16 protein-coding genes and 1 tRNA gene are annotated in these 21076 nt (G+C 62.8%); 13 read left to right on the forward strand and 4 right to left on the reverse strand.

Annotated elements, in window-relative coordinates:
* The first annotated feature begins 117 nt into the window (after positions 1 to 117).
* A complete protein-coding gene (locus NCR98_RS15130) occupies positions 118 to 1491 on the forward strand; it encodes an NAD(P)/FAD-dependent oxidoreductase (protein WP_250526554.1) in 1374 nt (457 codons plus the stop codon).
* 184 nt (positions 1492 to 1675) lie between these two features.
* Entirely contained in the window at positions 1676 to 2551 is an 876-nt protein-coding gene (locus NCR98_RS15135; protein WP_250526555.1) for a dienelactone hydrolase family protein, read from the forward strand.
* Positions 2552 to 2567: 16 nt separating this feature from the next.
* Here the strand turns inward: NCR98_RS15135 and NCR98_RS15140 are convergent, their stop codons facing one another.
* Positions 2568 to 3437: a sulfurtransferase gene (locus tag NCR98_RS15140; RefSeq protein WP_250526556.1), complete on the reverse strand. Its 870-nt coding sequence runs from the start codon at positions 3435 to 3437 to the stop codon at positions 2568 to 2570.
* A 179-nt stretch (positions 3438 to 3616) separates the two neighbouring features.
* The gene (locus NCR98_RS15145; RefSeq protein WP_244829179.1) at positions 3617 to 4723 is read right to left on the reverse strand and encodes an aromatic ring-hydroxylating oxygenase subunit alpha; all 1107 of its coding nucleotides are present in this window, start codon (positions 4721 to 4723) and stop codon (positions 3617 to 3619) included.
* A 309-nt stretch (positions 4724 to 5032) separates the two neighbouring features.
* Between NCR98_RS15145 and NCR98_RS15150 the strand changes: the two genes are divergently transcribed.
* From NCR98_RS15150 to folE2, 4 genes are all read left to right on the forward strand, one after another.
* On the forward strand, positions 5033 to 5368 hold the full coding sequence (locus tag NCR98_RS15150; RefSeq protein ID WP_250526557.1) for an exodeoxyribonuclease VII small subunit: 336 nt from the start codon (positions 5033 to 5035) through the stop codon (positions 5366 to 5368).
* Complete coding sequence (locus tag NCR98_RS15155) at positions 5365 to 6252, forward strand: polyprenyl synthetase family protein (protein ID WP_250526558.1); 888 nt, start codon at positions 5365 to 5367, stop codon at positions 6250 to 6252. Before NCR98_RS15150 ends, NCR98_RS15155 begins: the two co-directional genes overlap by 4 nt.
* A 79-nt stretch (positions 6253 to 6331) precedes the next feature.
* Positions 6332 to 8248, forward strand: a complete 1917-nt coding sequence (gene dxs, locus NCR98_RS15160; protein WP_244829182.1) for a 1-deoxy-D-xylulose-5-phosphate synthase — start codon at positions 6332 to 6334, stop codon at positions 8246 to 8248.
* Positions 8249 to 8395: 147 nt separating this feature from the next.
* Positions 8396 to 9199 (forward strand): GTP cyclohydrolase FolE2, encoded by an 804-nt coding sequence (gene folE2, locus NCR98_RS15165; RefSeq protein ID WP_250526559.1) that lies wholly within the window; start codon positions 8396 to 8398, stop codon positions 9197 to 9199.
* An 8-nt stretch (positions 9200 to 9207) separates the two neighbouring features.
* Here the strand turns inward: folE2 and NCR98_RS15170 are convergent, their stop codons facing one another.
* Positions 9208 to 10125 (reverse strand): LysR substrate-binding domain-containing protein, encoded by a 918-nt coding sequence (locus tag NCR98_RS15170; protein WP_250526560.1) that lies wholly within the window; start codon positions 10123 to 10125, stop codon positions 9208 to 9210.
* A 106-nt stretch (positions 10126 to 10231) separates the two neighbouring features.
* Here NCR98_RS15170 and NCR98_RS15175 point away from each other — a divergent pair, with 106 nt between their 5' ends.
* Positions 10232 to 11476, forward strand: coding sequence for an MFS transporter (locus NCR98_RS15175; RefSeq protein ID WP_250526561.1), 1245 nt, complete (start codon positions 10232 to 10234; stop codon positions 11474 to 11476).
* A 31-nt stretch (positions 11477 to 11507) separates the two neighbouring features.
* Complete coding sequence (locus NCR98_RS15180) at positions 11508 to 12134, forward strand: glutathione S-transferase family protein (RefSeq protein WP_250526562.1); 627 nt, start codon at positions 11508 to 11510, stop codon at positions 12132 to 12134.
* Between the two features lie 209 nt (positions 12135 to 12343).
* On the opposite strand, the gene tsaD is transcribed toward NCR98_RS15180, so the two are convergent.
* The gene (gene tsaD / locus NCR98_RS15185) at positions 12344 to 13372 is read right to left on the reverse strand and encodes a tRNA (adenosine(37)-N6)-threonylcarbamoyltransferase complex transferase subunit TsaD (protein ID WP_250526563.1); all 1029 of its coding nucleotides are present in this window, start codon (positions 13370 to 13372) and stop codon (positions 12344 to 12346) included.
* 69 nt (positions 13373 to 13441) lie between these two features.
* Between tsaD and NCR98_RS15190 the strand changes: the two genes are divergently transcribed.
* The 5 genes from NCR98_RS15190 to NCR98_RS15210 all read left to right on the forward strand — a co-directional run bounded on the left by NCR98_RS15190 (position 13442) and on the right by NCR98_RS15210 (position 20004).
* Complete coding sequence (locus NCR98_RS15190) at positions 13442 to 14653, forward strand: BaiN/RdsA family NAD(P)/FAD-dependent oxidoreductase (protein WP_250526564.1); 1212 nt, start codon at positions 13442 to 13444, stop codon at positions 14651 to 14653.
* A 317-nt stretch (positions 14654 to 14970) separates the two neighbouring features.
* Positions 14971 to 15417: a GatB/YqeY domain-containing protein gene (locus tag NCR98_RS15195; protein WP_244829189.1), complete on the forward strand. Its 447-nt coding sequence runs from the start codon at positions 14971 to 14973 to the stop codon at positions 15415 to 15417.
* A 19-nt stretch (positions 15418 to 15436) separates the two neighbouring features.
* Positions 15437 to 17317 (forward strand): DNA primase, encoded by a 1881-nt coding sequence (gene dnaG / locus NCR98_RS15200; RefSeq protein ID WP_250526565.1) that lies wholly within the window; start codon positions 15437 to 15439, stop codon positions 17315 to 17317.
* 424 nt (positions 17318 to 17741) lie between these two features.
* Positions 17742 to 19802 carry an RNA polymerase sigma factor RpoD gene (gene rpoD, locus NCR98_RS15205; protein WP_250526566.1) on the forward strand — a complete coding sequence of 687 codons (2061 nt, stop codon included), beginning with the start codon at positions 17742 to 17744 and terminating at the stop codon, positions 19800 to 19802.
* 125 nt (positions 19803 to 19927) lie between these two features.
* A tRNA-Ile gene (locus NCR98_RS15210) sits at positions 19928 to 20004 on the forward strand.
* Positions 20005 to 21076: the final 1072 nt, after the last annotated feature.

Here is a 21076-nt window from a genome sequence, read left to right on the forward strand (position 1 = left end):
AAGCAGAATGGTTTTTGGAAGGTGAGACATCGGGCCGACATGTCGTCGAACGTACGTGCGGTCCGAGGCTCGGTAAGTTGATTACTCCGCGTGCGGAGAAAAATTCGGGAGAGCTTTATGCATCGATTCATCATCGTCGGCGGAGGGGCCGGCGGTCTCGAATTGGCGACTCGTCTCGGCGACCGTTTCGGTACGACGGACAGTAAAACGGCACCGCGTGCGCAAGTCACGCTGGTGGACCGTAATCCCACGCATATCTGGAAGCCGCTTCTGCATGAAGTGGCCGCAGGCAGCATGGACCCGTTCACGCAGGAACTCGAATACGCCGCGCAGGCCATGTGGCACGGCTTCGAGTTTCAGCAGGGCGAGTTGATCGCGCTGAACCGCGCGACAAAACGCATTACCATCAGCGCGTTGCGCGACGACGAAGCGGGCGAGGTCTTGCCGCAGCGCGAGCTGGAATACGACACGCTCGTCATTGCCATCGGCAGCACGACGCATTTCTTCGGCGTCGAAGGCGCGCAGCAACATTCCATCGCGCTCGATACAGTTGGCCAGGCCGAGCTCTTTCGCAAGCGGCTCATCGCGGCATGCATGCGCGCCGAGCACTTCGCGCCGGAACCGGTGGCGGCGGGCATCGACGATTCCGAAGGGCCGCCCGTGCCGCTCGGTTCGCTGAACGCGCCGCGCATTCAGGTGGCGATCGTCGGCGCGGGTGCGACGGGCGTGGAATTGTCGGCGGAACTGCGCAACACGGCGCACGTGCTTTCCGCGTACGGTTTGCACAAGCTGGATCCGAAGCACGACATCGGTATCGTGCTGATCGAAGCGGGGCCGCGCATTCTGCCCGCGCTGCGCGACACCGTATCGACCGCGACGGCCGAGCTATTGACGAAGCTGGGCGTGTCCTTGATGACGGGCGAAACCGTCGCGGAAGTGTCGCGCGATTCCATTCGCACGGCGAGCGGCAAGACCATTCGCGTGGACCTCACGGTGTGGGCGGCGGGCATCAAGGCGCCGGCCATTCTCTCGCAGCTCGACGGCTTGCCGACCAATCGTCTCGGCCAGCTCATCGTGCGCCGCACGCTGCAAACGGAAGTCGACGACAACATATTCGCCCTGGGCGATTGCGCCGCGTGTCCGTGGCCCGGCAACGAGCGCGGTGTGCCGCCGCGCGCGCAGGCGGCGCATCAGCAGGCGAGCTTTCTCTTTAAGGCTTTCGAGCGCCGCATGAACGGCAAATCGCTGCCGGAATATACGTACCGCGATTTCGGTTCGCTCGTGTCGCTCGGTCGCTATAGCGCGGTCGGCAGCCTGATGGGCGGGCTCATCGGCGGCAACATGATGATCGAAGGCCTCTTCGCGCGCTTCATGTACATGTCGCTGTATCGGCTGCATATCGCCGCGCTCCACGGCTACGCGCGCATGGTGCTCGACACCATCGCGCACTGGCTGCGCCGGTCCACCGCGCCGCGCGTCAAGCTGCACTGAGCTGCATCGACGCTGCAAAGCTGTTTAGAATGAGCGGCGCGCCTTGTGATATGTCGGGCGCGTTCGCTTGGGAGTCGTACAGCGCCGCGCGTCGTGAAGCCTTGAACACGCTCGCGCGGTTCCAGAATCCATGCCGCCGGCCGCGCGAATCGACGCCTGCCGGCGCTTGCCGCGGGAGCTTTGCATGCTTACCCCTGAAGTCGACAGCCTCATTCCCCACGTTCCGTTCGACCGTCGCAACTTCATCAAGGCAGCTTTCGGCACAGGCTTCGCAGCGTGCGTGCTGCCCGTGTCGGCACAAACCATTCATACCGATGACGCCGGTCTCGAAGCCGGCGCCGTGGGCGTGCGCGGCGCGGATGGCGTGCTCGTGCCGGCGTATCGCGCGCAGCCGAAGGGCAAGACGCATCTGCCTGTCGTCATCGTGATCCACGAGATTTTCGGGGTGCACGAGCATATCGCCGATGTCTGCCGGCGCTTCGCCAAGCAAGGCTATCTTGCCATCGCGCCGGATCTCTACACGCGTCAGGGCGATGCCTCGGCGTACAAGTCCATGCAGCTTCTCAACGAGCAGCTCGTCTCGAAGGTGCCTGACTCGCAAGTGATCTCGGACATCGACGAAACCGTCAAATGGGCGGGCGAGCACGGCGGCGATCTGAAGCGGCTAGGTATCACCGGGTTCTGCTGGGGCGGGCGCATTACGTGGCTTTATGCGGAGCACAATCCGCACGTGAAGGCGGCGGTTGCATGGTACGGGCGCGTCACGGGGAACAAGACGGCGAACACGCCGAGCAACCCGATCGACAACGCGGCCGAACTCAATGTGCCTGTGCTCGGGCTATACGGCAGGCAGGATCAGAGCATTCCGCAGGACACGCTCGAACAGATCAAGCAGGCCGTGGCGAATGGCCAGCCGAAGGCGCGGGAGTCGCAGATCGTCGTGTATGACGACGCGCCGCACGCGTTCTTCGCGGATTACCGGCCGAGCTATCGCAAGGAAGACGCGGAGGATGGCTGGAAGCGCGCGCTCGCGTGGTTCCGCGAGCACGGCGTCAAGTGACGGCGCTTTACGCGCCTCAAGGCTTCGCGCCGGTCGCCACGGGCCTGCCCGGGTCGGCGCTCCATTCGCTCCACGATCCCGGATACAACGCCGCGCCGTGCAGGCCGGCAATCTCCATGGCTAGCGCGTTATGACATGCCGTCACGCCCGAGCCGCATTGCAGCACGATGCGGTCGGTGGGCGTGGCGCCGATCAGCGAGCCGAACGCATCGCGTAATTCGTGCGCGGTCTTGAAGCGGCCTTCCGGCGTCAAATTGTCCTTGAAGAAGCGATTCAGCGCGCCGGGAATGTGACCGCCGACGGGATCGAGCGTCTCGTTCTCGCCGCGATACCGGTCCGCGGCGCGCGCATCGATTAGCAGATGGTCGCGCGTGCCGATGCTGCGTTCGATCGCCGGAGCATCGATGGTGACGGCAAGCGGCGCGGCGGCTTTGAACGTGCCGTTTGTCTTTTGCGGCGCGGCGGTATCGAGTGGCTGACCTGCTGCCTCCCACGCGGGCAAACCGCCGTCGATCAGCGCGACGGAATCGTGACCGAGCCAACGCAGGAGCCACCACAAACGCGACGCGTACATGCCGCCTTGCGCGTCGTAGGCGACGACTTGCTGGCCTTCGTTTAGCCCGAAGCTCGCGAGTTTTTCGACGAGCGCGCCGCGTTCGGGCAACGGATGGCGTCCGTTCGCCCCCGTCTTGACGCCGGACAAGTCGCGGTCGAGATGAAGGTAGTGCGCGCCCGGAATATGACCTTGGGCATAAGCCGCTGCGCCGGATTCAGGCGCGGCGAGGTCGAATCGGCAATCGAACACGAGCACGCTGACGGGCGCGGCGGCGAGCCGTTCGGCAAGATTCGTCGCCGAGATGAGCGTGGTGTAGTGGGTGTGCGGCATGACGGCTCCTGTGTCGGACAGAGTGTGCGCTTCGGCGCGCGACCCCGATCCCTTGCAAAGCGTCCGCGCCCGGTCGTGTCAATCGCCGCGCGCGTGAAGTGGGATACAGCTAGTCTAAACAAAAAGGCGGACTCGAAAGCCCGCCTTTTCATGATTCCCGCGTGATAGCCGAACGGCGTTCAGATAGCCCCGAGCTGATGCCGCAGAAACTCGTGGAAATGCTGCATGCCGGATTCCATCGGACTCTGATACGGCCCGACCTGATTCTCGCCACGCGACATGAGCGCGCGCCGGCCGGCGTCCATGCGTTCGGCAATTTCATCGTCCTCACGCGCGGTTTCCATATAGGCCGCACGTTCCGCCTCGATGAACTCGCGCTCGAAAAGCGCAATCTCCTCGGGATAGTAGAACTCGACGATGTTGGTCGTCTTCTGCGTGCCCTGCGGGATCAGCCACGAGACCACCAGCACGTGCGGATACCACTCGATCATGAGACCGGGGTAATACACCATCCAGATGGCGCCGAATTCGGGCGGCGTACCGTTACGGAAGCGCAGGACTTCGTCGTGCCACTTGCGATACGTCGGGCTGCCCGGCTTCTCCAGATTCTTGTGCACGCCGACGGTCTGGACGCTGTACCAGTCGCCGAATTCCCACTCGAGGTTGTCGCACGACACGAAGCTGCCGAGTCCCGGATGGAACGGCGCGACGTGATAGTCCTCCAGATAAACCTCGATGAAGGACTTCCAGTTGTAGTTGCACTCGTGCACTTCGACGTGATCGAACATATAGCCCGAAAAGTCGAAATGACGCGCCGTGCCGAGTTTCGCGAGATCGGCCGCGACATTGCGACCCGCGGCCTCGAAGAGAAGGCCTTGCCAGTTTTGCAGCGGCGTGGCGCCGAGATTCAAGCAGGGCTTGTCGGCGAAATGCGGCGCGCCGAGCAACTGGCCGTTCAGATCGTACGTCCAGCGATGCAGCGGGCAGACGATGTTGTCCGCGCTGCCGCGACCGTTCAGCATGATTGCCTGGCGATGGCGGCACACGTTCGACAGCAATTCGATATTCGACTGCTGATTGCGCACGAGCACGCGCCCTTCGCCCTCGCCAGGAAGCGCGAAATAGTTTCCCGCTTCGGGAACCATGAGTTCATGCCCGACGTAGCGTGGACCAAGCTTGAAAAGTGTTTCGATTTCGCGCGTAAGAAGCGCTTCGTCAAAGTAAGCCGTGACTGGCAACTGACTGTGAATGGCATTCAGTTGCAATGCATTGCTCAGATTGGACATTCCCACTCCCGTTAAGACGTGAAAGCAGTGAACAACCCAACCATCGAAGATTCGATTTAGGGAGCCCGCGATTATACCGAAATCCGCCACACTCGGGCGTATAAGGTCTTGATTTGGGTATAAATTGTTGCAGGAGTTCCGTTCAAAGCCGGCGCGAGGGCGTCGCGTCCCTACGCCGGGCGGCTGTGGCGCAAGCTCAAGGATTAGCCGTCTCCACGCTTTGCGACGGACGTGTTTCGGGTCGAAAAACTGGCTTTTGCCGTAGAATGTGCGACTTGGTTCCAAAATACATTTGCACATCCACGATTCATGGCGAAGACCGCTGTCCCCGATACACGCGAAGAAACCGGTGCAGGCGCGCTTGCTAACGACGCCGCGCCGCTTCCGGAAAACTACGAAACAGCGCTCGCGGAACTCGAATCACTCGTCGGCCGCATGGAAGCGGGCGCGCTGAGTCTCGAGGAGTCGCTCGCGGCATACCGGCGCGGCGCCGCGCTTGTGGGCTTTTGCCAACAACAGCTCGAAAAAGTCGAGCAGCAGGTGCGCGTGCTCGATGGCGAGACGCTCAAGCCGCTGCCCGCCGAGGTACAGCGCGCGACCCAGGGTGCAGGAGCCACCAACGACCGAGGGGACGACGACCTATGAGCTTCAAACAATGGATGCGTGCCACGCTCGATCGCGTCGAGACCGCGCTGGAGCACTATCTGCCGGGCACGGACATCGCGCCGGCGCGTCTGCACGAAGCCATGCGGTACGCGGTGCTGGGCGGCGGCAAGCGTGTGCGGCCGCTTCTCGTGCACGCTGCGGGCGAACTGACCCACGCGAGCGCGCCGGCCGTCGAAGCGGCAAGCGCGGCGCTCGAAATGATTCACGTCTATTCGCTCGTGCATGACGATATGCCCGCAATGGACGACGACGCGTTGCGTCGCGGCAAGCCCACGGTACACGTGCAATATGACGAAGCGACGGCACTGCTCGTCGGCGACGCGTTGCAGTCGCAGGCGTTCGTCGCGCTGACATCCGAGGGCAATGGTCTGAGCGATACCCAGCAGGCCGCGCTCGTGCGCGAACTGGCTCTCGCAAGCGGCTCGCTCGGCATGGCGGGCGGTCAGGCCATCGATCTCGAAAGCGTCGGGCGCAAGCTGTCGCGGCCGGAGCTCGAAACCATGCATCGCAAGAAGACGGGCGCGTTGCTGCGCGCCTCGGTGCGCATGGGTGCGCTCGCGGGCGAACGTCCGGACGCCAAGGCGCTCGCGGCGCTCGATCATTACGCCGCCGCGGTCGGCCTCGCGTTTCAGGTGGTGGACGATATCCTCGATGTCACGGCGGACTCCGCCACGCTTGGCAAGACCGCGGGCAAGGATGCGCAGCACGACAAGCCCACGTATGTTTCGATCATCGGGCTGGACGCGTCGCGCGAACTCGCCGCGCAACTCGGCCGCGATGCGCACGCTGCAATAGAGCCGTTCGGCGCGCGCGGTCAGCGCCTGGCCGAACTTGCCGACCTGGTTGTGAACCGGGTGCACTGAACGTTGAATGCGTGACGAACCCCACGGCGCAATGACCGCGTTGAACGAATCACGCCAGTTTTCCTAAAATGGGACGACGATGTACGACTTGCTGAAAACCATCGACGATCCGGCCGACCTTCGCGCCCTCGATCGACGCCAACTGCAGCCGCTTGCCGACGAACTGCGGGCCTACGTGCTTGACAGCGTGTCGCAGACGGGCGGCCATCTCTCGTCCAATCTCGGCACGGTAGAGCTGACGATCGCGCTGCATTACGTATTCGATACGCCGAATGACCGTATCGTCTGGGACGTCGGCCATCAGACCTATCCGCACAAGATCCTGACAGGCCGGCGCGACCAGATGCACTCGTTGCGTCAGTTGAACGGCATCTCGGGCTTCCCGCGCCGCAGCGAGTCGGAGTACGACACGTTCGGCACGGCGCATTCGAGCACGTCGATATCGGCGGCGCTCGGCATGGCGATCGCCAACAAGCTGCAGGGCGACAACCGCTATTCCATCGCCGTGATCGGCGACGGCGCGATGACCGCGGGCATGGCCTTCGAGGCAATGAACAACGCCGGCGTCGCCGACGACGTGCCCTTGCTCGTGATCCTCAACGACAACGACATGTCGATCTCGCCGCCCGTGGGCGCGTTGAATCGTCATCTCGCCCGTCTGATGTCGGGCCGCTTCTACGCCGCCGCGCGCGCCGGTGTCGAACGCGTGCTGCGCGTCGCGCCGCCCATGCTCGATCTCGCCCGCAAGCTCGAAGAGCACGCGAAGGGCATGATCGTGCCAGCCACGCTCTTCGAAGAGTTCGGCTTCAACTACATTGGGCCGATCGACGGTCACGATCTCGATTCGCTCATTCCGACGCTGCAGAACATCAAGGAACTGCGTGGTCCGCAATTCCTGCACGTCGTGACCAAGAAAGGCCAAGGCTACAAGCTCGCCGAAGCTGATCCGGTGCTCTATCACGGTCCCGGCAAATTCAATCCGGCCGAAGGCATCAAGCCATCGACGGCGCCCTCGAAGAAAACCTACACGCAGGTGTTCGGCGAATGGCTGTGCGACGCTGCCGCGCAAGACTCGCGCGTGGTTGCCATCACGCCTGCCATGCGCGAAGGCTCGGGCATGGTCGAATTTGAAAAGCGCTTCCCGGATCGTTATTACGATGTCGGCATCGCCGAGCAACATGCGGTGACATTTGCGGGCGGCTTGGCTGCAGACGGCATGAAGCCCGTCGTCGCCATCTACTCGACTTTCCTGCAGCGCGCGTACGACCAGTTGATCCACGACGTCGCACTGCAGAATCTCCCGGTGGTGTTCGCCATCGACCGCGCGGGTCTCGTCGGCGCGGACGGTGCAACGCACGCGGGCAATTACGACCTCGCGTTCCTGCGCTGCATCCCGAACATGACGGTGATGGCCGCATCCGACGAAAACGAATGCCGTCAGATGCTCTACACCGCGCTTCAGCAGCCGAACCCGACAGCCGTGCGGTATCCGCGTGGCGCGGGCACGGGCGTGGCAACCGTCAAGCAAATGACCGCCATTCCGCTTGGCAAGGGCGAGGTGCGCCGCGAGTCGTCGCAGAAACTCGGCTCGGGCAAGCGCATCGCCGTTCTCGCGTTCGGCACCATGGTCGCGCCGTCGCTCGTTGCCGCCGAAGAGTTGGATCTGACGGTGGCCAACATGCGCTTCGTGAAGCCTGTCGACGCCGACTTGCTGCGCGAACTCGCCGCCACTCACGACGCGCTCGTGACCATCGAGGAAGGCGCGATCATGGGCGGTGCGGGTTCGGCATGCGTCGAAGCGCTGCTGGCCAGTTCGGTCGTGAAGCCCGTGCTTCAGCTTGGTTTGCCGGACGTCTTTATCGATCACGGCGATCCCGCGAAGCTGCTTGCAAGCGTCGGTCTGGACGGCGCGGGTATCGCGAAATCCATTCGCGAGCGCTTTCTCAACGCGGTCGTGAGCGCCCAGCCGGGCAAGCTGGAAAAGCGCGTCGCCTGACGTTTCAGCCTGACGCGGCGCGCTCGGGGCACGTCGTGCTTTGCACTTAGTCTCTACACGGCGCGGGCCGCAATCCGCGCCGTGTTCGCATACGAGTTTTGAAGCGCGCTTTCAGGAAAGACCGCGCGAGCCCAAGGACAAGAATCAATGAACCAGATGAATCCCGCCTTCGTGATGCCCGACGTTCAAAGCACGCTTGATACGCGTCAGATCGCGATTGCGCGTGTCGGCGTGAAGGGAGTGCGGCATCCGTTGTCGGTGCGGTCGGCAAACGGCGTGCAGCCGAGCGTTGGCGTATGGAATCTCGACGTGCATCTGCCCGCCGAGCAAAAGGGCACGCATATGTCGCGTTTCGTCGCGCTGCTCGAGGAGAATCGCGAGCCGCTCGATCAAACTTCCCTGCGTGCGCTGCTCGTCTCGATGCTCACGAAACTGGAGGCGCATTCCGGCCGTATCGAAGTGAGTCTGCCTTACTTCGTCATGAAGACCGCGCCCGTGTCGGGCGTGCAGAGTCTCCTGGATTACGACGTGAGCTTTATCGCCGAAACGCGCGACGGCGAAACGCGCATGACCATGAAAGTGCTCGTCCCCGTTACGAGCCTTTGTCCTTGCTCGAAGAAGATTTCGCAGTACGGCGCGCACAATCAGCGCTCGCACGTGACCATCACGGCGGAGTTGGCGGGCGAAGTCGCGGTGGAAGAACTGGTGCGAATTGCCGAGGAAGAGGCGTCGTGTGAATTGTGGGGCTTGCTCAAGCGGCCCGACGAGAAGTTCGTGACCGAGCGTGCGTATGAAAATCCGAAGTTCGTCGAGGACCTCGTGCGCGACGTGGCCACGCGGCTGAATGCCGATACGCGCATCGTCGCTTATGTGCTCGAAGCCGAAAACTTCGAGTCGATCCACAATCACAGCGCGTATGCGGTGATCGAGCGCGACAAGCGCCTCGGTTGAGCGAAGGCTCAAGCCGCCACGGTTTGAGTCGATGCGTGCATCTCGCGCACCGAATCCATCACGAGTGACGCGAGCCGGTCGACCACGGGCGATCCCGCGCCCGATCCGCGATGCAGCGCGAGCGGAATCGACGGCAGCGACGGCAAGCCGCTCTCATCGCATTCGAGGGCGCGCACCGTGGTTGGCACGCCATAGGCCGTGCGCACCGTCACGCCGAGACCTGCGGCGGCGGCCGCCCACAATCCCGACAGACTCGGACTCGTGAACGCGATGCGCCACTTGATGCCCGCGCGATCCAGCGCTGCGGCCGCCGCGCTGTGAAAGAGACACGGACGGTCGAACGCGATCAACGGTAGCGGCTCGTCCGGATCGAACTGCCACGGTACTGTCGATGACACGATCCAGCGCATCGGCGGCGCGGCGATCGGTTGAGGGAGGCTGGTCGCGTTGCCAACGTCGGTTGCGCTGCCTGCGCCCCAGACGAGCGCGAGATCGAGCTGACCCGACTCGATGCGCTCCAGCAATTCGGTGTTGCGCGCCACCCGCGCTTCGATCCGCACTTTCGGATGCGCCCGCGCAAAGCGGCCCAGCACTTCCGGCAGCAAAACTTCGCCGAAGTCTTCCTGCAGACCGAGCCGTATCCAGCCTTCGAGATCGACGCCGCGCACCGCGACCGCCGCTTCATCGTTCAATTCGACGAGACGGCGCGCATAGGCGAGCATCACCGCGCCCGCGTCGGTGAGCGCGAGCCCACGGCCCGATTTACGAAAAAGCGGCGTGCCCGCCTGCTCTTCCAGCTTGCGGATCTGCGCGCTGACGGCGGAAGTCGAGCGACCGACGCGGTCCGCGGCCTTGGCGAAACTTCCCAAATCCATGCCCGCGACGAAGCTGCGAAGGACCGCGAGGTCGAACGTGGTTTGAGTCATGGCAACAATCCTGTTTTATTAAACGATCGGTGCAAAACTTTGCTATTTTCAGGATGATCGTATGCCGTCACACTGGGTTCAGTCAAATTGAAAATAGGGCGGCAACATGGCAACTCCTTTAGCTTTGAACACAGCGTCGCATTCGAGCGCGCATCGATGGAAAGTGCTCGGCGTGGGCGTGGCCGCCAACGCGAGTTTTTCGGCGGCAATCGGCGGCATTCCGACGACGGCCGTCTGGATGCGCAGCGGCTATCACTTCGGCAACGGCGAAGTCGGACTCGTGCTCGGCGCGCTCGGGCTGGGGCTTGCGGTATCGGAACTTCCTTGGGGACTGCTCACCGACCGCTGGGGCGACCGGCCCGTCTTGCTGACGGGACTGTTCGCGACGTCTGCCGTGCTGCTCGGCATGAGCGTCTTCGCGGTGCCGTCGGGCTTCGGCGCGGCGCCCGCGCTCGGCTGGCTCGTTTTCGCGATGTTCCTGCTCGGCACGCTCGGCGGCAGCGTCAACGGATCGAGCGGGCGCGCGGTCATGGCGTGGTTTGGCGAAGGCGAGCGCGGTCTCGCGATGAGCATCCGCCAGACCGCCGTGCCGATGGGTGGCGGTCTGGGCGCGGCGTTGCTGCCGTGGCTCGCTTCATCGCACGGTTTTGGCGCGGTGTTCGGCACGCTCGCCGCAATGTGCGCGATCTCGGGCGCATTCACCTGGCGCTGGCTGCATGAGCCCCCGGAAAGGTCGCATCGCGCGGACGCGGGGGTATCGCAGGCAACGACGGTTGCGCCGTTGAGAGATGCGCGGATCTGGCGCGTGGTGCTCGGCATCGGCGTGCTGTGCGTGCCGCAATTCGCGGTGCTGACCTTCGCGACGGTTTTCATGCACGACGCGGGACACTTCGGCGTCGCGGCGATCAGCGCGACGATGGGCGCGCTGCAACTCGGCGCCATGATCATGCGCGTCTGGAGCGGCCGTCATACGGATCGTCGCGGCAACCGGCGCGCGTATCTGCGCGGGTCGGTGGTGGTCGCGTCGGTGTCGTTCGTGGCGTTGGCGGCGGCGACCGCGCTGGGCGTCGCGCAGCTTCCGTACTTGCTCGCGGCGATGTTGGTCTTTGCGGGCATTTGTGTATCGGCATGGCATGGGGTGGCGTACACCGAACTCGCCACGCTCGCCGGCATGCAGCGCGCCGGCACCGCGCTCGGCATGACCAACACGGCCGTCTACGTGGGCTTGTTCGTGACGCCGCTCGTCATTCCGCATGTGCTGGCGGCGACTTCGTGGCCGGGCGTGTGGCTGCTGGCGGGCGTGTGCGCGTTGCTCGCGTGGCCATTGTTTCCGAAGCCCGCGCGCGCTTAAACTGTTCGACCCGAACTTTGCGGAGTGCGTCGTGATTCTCATCGGCCAATACGATTCCCCGTTTGTCAGACGCGTGGCCATTGCGCTGAATCTTTATGGCATTGGCTACGAGCATTGGCCATGGTCGACTTTCGGCGATGCCGGCAAGATCGCGCCGTTCAACCCGCTCTCGCGCGTGCCGACGCTCGTGCTGGAGTCGGGCGACACGGTGATCGAGAGCGCGACGATCCTCGACTATCTCGATGAACTCGTCGGCGACGACCGCGCGATGATTGCGCAAAGCGGCGCGCAGCGTCGTGCGGCGCTGAAGGTGTGTGCGCTCGCGACGGGTCTCGCGGACAAGGCTGTGGCGCTGGTCTACGAGCGCGTGATGCACGCGGAAAAGTCGCAGGCTTGGGTCGAGCGCTGCGCGGGGCAGATCGAACGCGTGCTCGACGTGCTGGAAGCGGATCGCGCGGCGCGACCGACGCCTTTCTGGTTCGGCGACGCAATCGGTCACGCGGATATCGCCGTTGCGTGCGCGCTGCAGTTCGTGCGTGAAGCGCATGGGGCGTTGGTCAGCGGGAATCGCTGGCCGGCGTTGATCGCGCATGGCGATCGGTGTGAGGCGCTGCCGGCGTTCGGGGCGGTTGTGCAGGCGTTCGATCCGCCGAAATGAACGTTGGAGCGACGCCCTTTTCCTCATTTGGCGATGCAGTGGCCGCGCGAATATCGCCGTTGCGTGCGTGCCGCCCGTTCGCGCAAGGCGCATGCGTCGCTCGTTGGCCGGCGTTGATCGCGTGTTGCGATCCGTGTGGGTTTTGACTATGTCGAGGTCGTCGTGCGGTTAATTCAGCAAACCAGACTTCGCACGAAGCCACGCAAAGATCAAACTCGCGCCAGCGAACTCAAATCCCATCTAGGCTTCACCGTAAATGCATAATCCCGCCCGGCCTGCTCCGGCCAGCGGGCAAGCCGCAACGCGCCCGCCAGCGCGATCATCGCGCCGTTATCGGTGCAAAGCGCCAAGTCGGGGTAATGCACGTCGAAGCGCCGCTTCTTTGCCGCAGCCGACAACGCCTCGCGCAACTGCCGGTTCGCGCCGACGCCGCCCGCCACGACCAGCCGCTTCAGCCCGGTTTTCTTGAGCGCCGCGAGCGACTTGGCGACGAGCACGTCGACGGCTGCATCGACGAAACCTCGCGCCAGATCCGCCTTTGCCTGCTCGCAGACATTCGCGCCGAGCTTGCGGCTTTGAGTCAGCACGGCGGTCTTCAAGCCGCTGAAACTGAAGTCGAGATCGCCTGAATGCAGCATCGGACGCGGCAGCGTGACCGCGCCAGGCGTGCCGAATTCCGCCAGCCGCGACACTTCCGGCCCGCCCGGATAACCCAGCCCGAGCAGCTTTGCGGTTTTGTCGAAGGCTTCGCCCGCCGCGTCGTCGAGCGTTTCGCCGAGCGTCTCGTAGACGCCGATATCGGTGACGCGCATCAGTTGCGTATGGCCGCCCGATACGAGCAGCGCGACGAACGGAAACGGCGGCGGGGCATCGACGAGCAGCGGCGACAACAGGTGTCCTTCGAGATGATGGATGCCGACAGTCGGTTTGTCCCATGCCATCGCCAGCGCATTGGCGATGCTCGCGCCCACCAGCAGCGCGCCCGCAAGCCCCGGACCTTGCGTGAACGCGATGGCATCGATGTCGGCGCGCGCGGCGCGGGCCTCGGCCATGACTTGTTCGAGGAGCGGCAGCGCCCGGCGGATGTGATCCCGCGAAGCCAGTTCGGGCACCACGCCGCCGTACTCGCGATGCATCGCGATCTGCGAATGCAGGGCGTGCGAGAGGAGGCCGCGCTCCGTGTCGTAGAGGGCGAGGCCGGTTTCGTCGCAGGAGCTTTCTATGCCGAGAACTAGCATGGGTTGAGCGCTTGAAGGGAACAGAAAAGTATAGCAGTGTAACGACGCCCCCCAGTTACAATGCGCGCCATGGAATCCTTCGATATCGCCGTGATCGGCGCGGGCGCGGCCGGCATGATGTGCGCGGCAGTCGCCGCCCAGTCGGGGCGTCGCGTCGTGCTGATCGACCACGCCGAGCGTCTCGCCGAAAAAATCCGTATCTCGGGCGGCGGCCGCTGCAACTTCACCAATCTCAACGCGCAGCCGGCAAACTTTTTGTCGGCGAATCCGCATTTTTGCCGCTCCGCGCTCGCGCGTTACACGCCGCGCGACTTTCTCGCGCTCTTGAAGCAGTACCGCGTGAAATGGCATCAAAAGCACAAAGGCCAGCTTTTTTGCGACGATTCGAGCGAAACCATCATCGACGTGCTCAAAAGCGAGTGCGATGCCGGCAGCGTCGCGTGGCGGCGCCCGGTGAGCGTCCACGAGATCCGGCACGACGGCGCGCGCTTCACGCTCGACACCTCGGCGGGCGCAATCGACGCGGCCGCGCTCGTCATCGCGACGGGCGGCTTGTCCATTCCGAAGATCGGAGCGACGGATTTCGGGTATCGCGTGGCGAAACAGTTCGGCCACAAGCTAGTCGAGACGCTTCCCGCGCTCGTGCCGCTCACTTTCACGTCGGCCGTCTGGGCGCCGTTCGCGGCGTTGTCGGGGCTGTCGCTGCCGGTTCGCATCGGCACGGGCAAGGGCAAGACGCGAGGTGAATTCGACGAGGACTTGCTGCTGACGCATCGCGGGCTGTCCGGTCCGGGCGTGCTCCAGATTTCGAGTTTCTGGAATACGTCGGAGCCGATCCACGTCGATCTCCTGCCCGACGCCGACGCCACCGAACTCCTGCTCGAAGCCAAGGCGGGATCGAAGAAACAAATAGGCAACTTTCTCGCGGACCACGTTCCCGCACGGCTCGCGCACGCGTGGCTCGAAGCGCAGCATGTTTCCGTCGATGCCCGCCTCGCCGATCTCCCCGACCGCACGCTCAAGGGCCTTGGCGCGTCGTTGTCGGACTGGACGATCACGCCGAGCGGCACCGAAGGTTATCGCAAGGCCGAAGTCACGCGCGGCGGCGTCGATACCCGCGAACTCTCGTCCACGACGATGATGAGCGAGCGCGTCGCGGGCTTGTATTTCATCGGCGAGGCTGTCGATGTGACGGGCTGGCTCGGCGGCTACAACTTTCAATGGGCGTGGGCTTCCGGCGTCGCGGCGGGCAAGGCCGCGGCGGAGTTCGCGCACGGCTGAGACGGGTCGTTCCGGCCGCCGTGGCGCGGTCTCGAAACGCCATCGCGCCTGCTATACTCGAACGGTTATCGGAGGATTCCGTATTTGTTCGAAGGCGCCTCGAAACGCGCGTTCGGGCACGGATTCTTTCGCTCCGGCTGACGTCACGATGGCCTCAAGCTTCGCCGCGGTTTCAACGGCCTCGCTCAAAGTCCCGCTTGCGGAAGCATTCCCAAGCGGGTTTTTGCTTTAGCGGAAAGGGTCGGGAGCCGCACGGGCACGCGTCGCGCCAGCCGGGTTTTCAATATCGCGAATTTCGCAATTGCACCGGGTGAACGATGAGCCTCAAGGATCAGATCAACGACGACATGAAAAATGCCATGCGCGCGCGCGAAACCGAGCGCCTCGGCACCATTCGCCTGCTGCTCGCAGCCATCAAGCAGCGAGAAGTCGATGAGCGCATCACGCTCGACGACACGGCCGTCGTCGCCGTCGTCGACAAGATGATCAAGCAGCGCAAGGACTCCATCAGCCAGTTTCAAGCGGCCAGCCGCGACGATCTCGTGGCGAAGGAAAACGCCGAACTCGCCGTGCTCGCGGCGTACATGCCCGAACAGCTTTCCGCCGATGCCATCGCCGCTGAAGTCGAGGCCGCCATCGCCGCGACGGGCGCAGCCGGCCCGCAAGACATGGGCAAGGTCATGGGCGCGCTGAAACCGAAGCTCGCGGGCAAGGCGGATATGACGGCCGTTTCCGCGCAGGTCAAGTCCGCGCTCGCCAAGTAATCAGCGGCGTTCGCCTACGTTGATACCGCACGCATTCCTGCAGGACCTGCTCAACCGCGTCGATATCGTCGACGTGGTGGGCCGTTACGTCCAATTGAAGAAGGGCGGCGCGAACTTCATGGGTTTGTGTCCGTTCCATAACGAAAAGAGCCCGTCGTTCACGGTCAGTCCGACCAAGCAGTTCTATCATTGCTTCGGCTGCGGCGCGCATGGCACGGCCATCGGTTTTTTGATGGAGCATACGGGGCTGACGTTTCCAGAGGCCGTGAAGGACCTCGCGCAGTCGGCGGGTCTGACCGTGCCGCAGGAGCCGTCGTTTCGCGGCGGCGCGGGTGGCGCGGGCGGTGACGCCTATGCCAACGCGCCGAGCAAGGCCGTCAGCGTCGCGCTCACCGAAGTCATGCAGACCGCCTGCGACTTCTATCGCAAACAGTTGCGCGGCGCGCCTAACGCCATCGGTTATCTGAAAAAGCGCGGCTTGACTGGCGAGATCGCGGCGCGCTTCGGCTTGGGCTACGCGCCCGACGGCTGGCAGAATCTCGAAAGCGCGTTCCCCGATTATCGCCATGAAAATCTGGTGGAAGCAGGGCTCGTAATCGTCAGCGAAAAAACCGACGCGCAAGGACAAGCGCGCCGCTACGACCGCTTCCGCGAACGTGTGATGTTCCCTATTCGAAATGTGAAGGGCAACGTCATTGGCTTCGGCGGACGCGTGCTGGACAGCGGCGAACCGAAGTATCTGAATTCGCCGGAAACGCCTTTATTCAGCAAAGGCAGCGAGCTTTACGGCCTTTTCGAGGCGCGTCTTGCCATTCGTGAACTGGGTTATGCGCTCGTCGTCGAAGGCTATATGGACGTGGTCGCGCTTGCGCAGTTAGGTTTCGCGAACGCCGTCGCCACGCTCGGCACGGCTTGCACGCCGGTCCACGTACAGAAGCTTTTTCGACAGACGGAAACGGTGGTCTTCAGCTTCGACGGCGACTCCGCCGGCCGGGGCGCCGCGCGCCGCGCACTCGAAGCCGCGCTGCCGCACGCAGCGGACAACCGCACGATAAAATTTCTGTTTCTACCGAAAGAGCACGATCCGGACAGCTATGTGCGCGAATTCGGCGCCGACGGTTTTGGTGAGCAAGTCGACCGCGCAATGCCGCTGTCGCAATTCCTGCTCAACGAGGTGCTGAACGACAAGGAACTCGACCAGCCCGAAGGCCGCGCGAAGGCCCTGTTCGACGCGAAGCCGCTGTTGCAGGCGCTGCCCGCCAACGCATTGCGCGTGCAAATTCTGCATATGCTGGCCGACCGCCTCGCTACGCCGTTCACGGAAATCGCCGCGCTTTGCGACATCGACTCGCGTGCCGCCGCTGTCGCCCGCGCGATGGTGCCGAGGAGCGAACGCCGGCGTGTCACGGGTCAGGAACAGCGCGCGCTACGCAATCTGGTGATGTATCCGGGCATCGCGGCATCGCTCGATCGAATCAGCGAACGCACGCTCGTCACCATGACCGAGCATGGCGAACTGTTCAGCGAAGTCATCGCGCATGCGCGCGAACTGGGCGCGAGCGCAGAATTCCAGATGCTTTCAGACATCTTGAGAAACGCAGCAAACGCGCCCACCTACGAGGATATCTTCCAGGAAATTCTCGCCTATGATGAAAACGTGCGGGATTTACTGATGCGCGATCCGTCCGACGAGGACGCCGCGCAGCGTGTGGAAGAGCAGAAACGCCTGCTCGCCGAAGAGTTGCAAGCGACGGTACTGAAATTGCAACACGACAGCTATCGCGCGCGGCTAGATTTGCTGGCGCGGCAGCCGGGACTTTCGCCGGAAGAGGTTGCGGAGTTCTCGGAGCTTTCGGCGAAGATCGCGCAGATCAAGGCGGGACGGGCGGCTAGCCCTTAAGCCGGATAGCGAGATGCTATAATAAAATGTTAAAAGTAGTTGCTTTTTGTCAATTCCTCTCCCGTTTCGAAGGGTGAAATCCCTTCATTGGTGCGTGGAATAGTTAGCGAAGGAAGCAGGGAAGTTGCAGCAAGGCGCTGGCTGAATCGGCTGTCGGAGTCATGTAAAAGCGGTGCGCAGCACGCGTTTGAGCATTGCTCCGACACGAAACGGACAGGAAAGCACGCCGACGTACAGACGGGCGCAAGGGAAGCGGCTGCTATCGTGGTGAAGGGCGTTTGGCGAATTCGCCGTGATGAACCGCGACGGATTCAACCGCGATGGCGCCCCGGGCAGGGCACGCAGGACGATGCAGCGTGCGCATTTGGTATTTACGGTTCCATCGGCTGTTGTCCAGCAGCCGCGAGTCGAGACTAAAGCCTGTATGGCGAACTCCATGACGAAAAAGCTGAACGATGTACCCGTCGAAGACGACGCAACGCAAACTGCGGAGCCCACCGCCGCGCCTGCGGCGAAGGTCGAAAAGGCCAAGGCTCGCGACCGCCGTGCGAAGGAAAAGGCGCTTCTGAAGGACGCGTTCGCGTCGAGCGCGCCCGGCACTGTCGAGGAGATCGAGGAGCGCCGCTCGAAGCTTCGCGCGCTCATCAAACTCGGCAAGGAGCGCGGTTTCCTCACGTATGCCGAAATCAACGATCACCTGCCCGATAACTTCACGGAAACCGAGGCGATCGAAGGCATCATCAGCACGTTCAATGACATGGGCGTGGCGGTGTACGAGCAGGCGCCGGATGCCGAAACGCTCCTTCTGAACGACAACGCGCCGAACGCTTCTTCCGACGATGAAGTCGAGGAAGAAGCCGAAGTCGCGCTCTCCACCGTCGACTCCGAATTCGGCCGAACGACCGACCCGGTGCGCATGTACATGCGCGAAATGGGCACGGTCGAGTTGCTGACACGCGAGGGCGAAATCGAGATCGCGAAGCGTATCGAAGACGGCCTCAAACACATGGTCATGGCGATCTCCGCATGCCCGACGACCATCGCCGACATTCTCGCGATGGCCGAGCGTGTGCAGAACGAGGAGACGCGCGTCGACGAACTGGTGGATGGCCTCATCGACCCGAACGCGGAAGACACCGACGGTTTTTCCGAACAGGAAGCCGAAGCGATAGAGACCGAGGACGTAGAGCAGCAATCGGACGAGGAACGCGACGAGGAAGAGGACGACGACGATGGCGCGGCGCAAGCCAGCGCGAACGCCGCCCAACTCGAAGCGCTCAAGCGTCAGTCGCTCGAAAAGTTCTCGCTCATCAGCGAATGGTTCGACAAGATGCGGCGCGCCTACGAGAAGGAAGGCTACAAGTCGAAGGCCTATCTGAAGGCGCAGGAAGCCATTCAGACCGAACTCATGAGCATCCGCTTCACCGCGCGTACCGTCGAGCGTCTGTGCGACACGCTGCGCGCGCAAGTGGACGAAGTGCGCCAGGTCGAGCGGCAGATTCTGCACACGGTCGTCGACAAGTGCGGCATGCCGCGCGCGGAGTTCATCACGCGCTTTCCGGGCAGCGAGACTGATCTGGAGTGGGGCGACAAAGTAGTGGCCGAAGGGCACGACTACAGCGCCGTGCTCGAGCGCAATATCCCCGCGATTCGCGAGCAGCAGCAGCGTCTCTTGGACCTTCAGGCGCGCGTCGTGTTACCGCTCAAGGACCTGAAGGAAACCAACCGTCAGATGGCGGCGGGCGAACTGAAGGCGCGTCAGGCGAAGCGCGAGATGACCGAGGCGAATCTGCGTCTCGTGATTTCGATTGCGAAGAAGTACACGAACCGCGGCTTGCAGTTCCTCGACCTGATTCAGGAAGGCAATATCGGACTGATGAAGGCGGTGGACAAGTTCGAATATCGGCGCGGCTACAAGTTTTCGACATACGCGACATGGTGGATTCGTCAGGCCATCACGCGCTCGATTGCGGACCAGGCGCGCACCATCCGCATTCCGGTTCATATGATCGAAACGATCAACAAGATGAACCGCATCTCGCGGCAGATTCTGCAGGAAACCGGGCTGGAACCGGACCCGGCGACGCTGGCCGAGAAGATGGAGATGCCGGAGGACAAGATCCGCAAGATCATGAAGATCGCGAAGGAGCCGATCTCCATGGAAACGCCGATCGGCGACGACGACGATTCGCATCTTGGCGACTTCATCGAAGATACGAACACGGTGGCTCCCTCCGATGCCGCGCTGCATGCCAGCATGCGCGATGTCGTGAAGGACGTGCTCGATTCGTTGACGCCGCGCGAGGCGAAAGTGTTGCGGATGCGCTTTGGCATAGAGATGAGCACGGACCACACGCTGGAAGAAGTCGGCAAGCAATTCGACGTGACGCGTGAGCGGATTCGGCAAATCGAGGCGAAGGCGTTGCGCAAGCTGCGGCATCCTAGCCGTTCGGACAAGCTCAAGTCATTCCTGGAAGGGAACTGATCGGATCAATGGGCTTGTAATGGAAGGCGTTGTGAGGCAAACTCGCAACCCTTCAGTTGTCGCGCAACGTTTGTATTAGAGAAAGCGCCGCCATGGCGCTTTCTTTTTGCCCTCTGCTTTCAAAAGGGCCGGAAGCTTAACTGGTATAAGCTGTCGACTCATAATCGACCGATAGTGGGTTCGAGCCCCACCCGGCCCACCAGCATTTTCAACTCAAGTTGTCAAACCGTTGGCGGTTTTGCGTCAATGGTGAGGGGCTTTCGGGGACGACGCTACTCATTCAGCGTGCTGGCTGTCTGCCTTGCTCAGCTTGCCTGCGCCGCTTCGGCGCTCATTCCCTTTCTTGCTCATCCGACGCCTTGTAGGTGAGCAATCAATATCCCGAAATGAAAGTAGCCGGCGATGAGTACACGTGCCGGCGAGCTTTGCGCTTTATCGAAGGGTAAGGAGACGGCGGTCGCTGCCCACGTCGCCTCGACGACTAGAGTTGTTTTCGCGGGTAGTGGGTCAGCGCTCTGTGGAAAATCAGGCGGTGGTACGTGTCGCGTTTTACCTCAGTCGCGAACGGGCTAGTTCGACGTGCGTGGCAATCGGTCTTTGGAATGCCAAAAATGGCAATCCGGACGAGACGGATTTCGGCCCGCTGTCGTCATTCGAGTCTTCACAAAGACACCGTCGGCTGTCAGCGTCTAGCCGCCGTTCGTTCGGGGCGGGGCGCTTGCTACTTATCTTCCCATTGCGGTTTTTCGACGTGCCCTGCATTCGAACAATCTTTGCGGACGCACATCCGATCATCTTCTTCTGCGTGGCGCAGCCGCTAAGACAGCATACGAAATCGGCTTGGTTGGCCAGGCTACGTCCTTCGTTGAGCTCGTCCATGTGCTAAAGCAGCACGCGTGCGATGTGCTCGCCATAAATTTAAGCATGTCCGACGGCGCCCAAACGCGGCGCTGTTCGAGAACATTTGCCGTGTTTTTCCCCGCCATCAAGTTTGCCGTTCTGACGACGCAAGATAATCCACGAGCGTCGCGCTCTATACGCGAGCACGGCGTCAAGCGATCGACCATAAGAAAGACAGCGCGGCGAAGATCATCGACGCCATTTTGCAGATCACCTCCGAATGACCTGCATGTAACGCGTGGCGAGGAGCGCTTCAAGTCGTTCGCGACGGTGATCCGTGACCACCACGACGATTGCACGGGTTGACTTGAACCGCCAAGAAGCCGTCTTGCGGGCCGTGCTTACTCTGCCTCGACGCGTCGGACAAAGACGAC

Source organism: Caballeronia sp. GAWG2-1, from assembly GCF_023631405.1.
GTDB lineage: Bacteria > Pseudomonadota > Gammaproteobacteria > Burkholderiales > Burkholderiaceae > Caballeronia.

Excerpts from the sequence above, each read along its gene's own strand:
- NCR98_RS15130 (WP_250526554.1), top strand. The coding sequence starts at position 118 with ATGCATCGATTCATCATCGTCGGCGGAGGGGCCGGCGGTCTCGAATTG.
- NCR98_RS15135 (WP_250526555.1), top strand. The coding sequence starts at position 1,676 with ATGCTTACCCCTGAAGTCGACAGCCTCATTCCCCACGTTCCGTTCGAC.
- NCR98_RS15140 (WP_250526556.1), bottom strand. The coding sequence starts at position 3,437 with ATGCCGCACACCCACTACACCACGCTCATCTCGGCGACGAATCTTGCC.
- NCR98_RS15145 (WP_244829179.1), bottom strand. The coding sequence starts at position 4,723 with ATGTCCAATCTGAGCAATGCATTGCAACTGAATGCCATTCACAGTCAG.
- NCR98_RS15150 (WP_250526557.1), top strand. The coding sequence starts at position 5,033 with ATGGCGAAGACCGCTGTCCCCGATACACGCGAAGAAACCGGTGCAGGC.
- NCR98_RS15155 (WP_250526558.1), top strand. The coding sequence starts at position 5,365 with ATGAGCTTCAAACAATGGATGCGTGCCACGCTCGATCGCGTCGAGACC.
- dxs (WP_244829182.1), top strand. The coding sequence starts at position 6,332 with ATGTACGACTTGCTGAAAACCATCGACGATCCGGCCGACCTTCGCGCC.
- folE2 (WP_250526559.1), top strand. The coding sequence starts at position 8,396 with ATGAACCAGATGAATCCCGCCTTCGTGATGCCCGACGTTCAAAGCACG.
- NCR98_RS15170 (WP_250526560.1), bottom strand. The coding sequence starts at position 10,125 with ATGACTCAAACCACGTTCGACCTCGCGGTCCTTCGCAGCTTCGTCGCG.
- NCR98_RS15175 (WP_250526561.1), top strand. The coding sequence starts at position 10,232 with ATGGCAACTCCTTTAGCTTTGAACACAGCGTCGCATTCGAGCGCGCAT.
- tsaD (WP_250526563.1), bottom strand. The coding sequence starts at position 13,372 with ATGCTAGTTCTCGGCATAGAAAGCTCCTGCGACGAAACCGGCCTCGCC.
- NCR98_RS15190 (WP_250526564.1), top strand. The coding sequence starts at position 13,442 with ATGGAATCCTTCGATATCGCCGTGATCGGCGCGGGCGCGGCCGGCATG.
- NCR98_RS15195 (WP_244829189.1), top strand. The coding sequence starts at position 14,971 with ATGAGCCTCAAGGATCAGATCAACGACGACATGAAAAATGCCATGCGC.
- rpoD (WP_250526566.1), top strand. The coding sequence starts at position 17,742 with ATGGCGAACTCCATGACGAAAAAGCTGAACGATGTACCCGTCGAAGAC.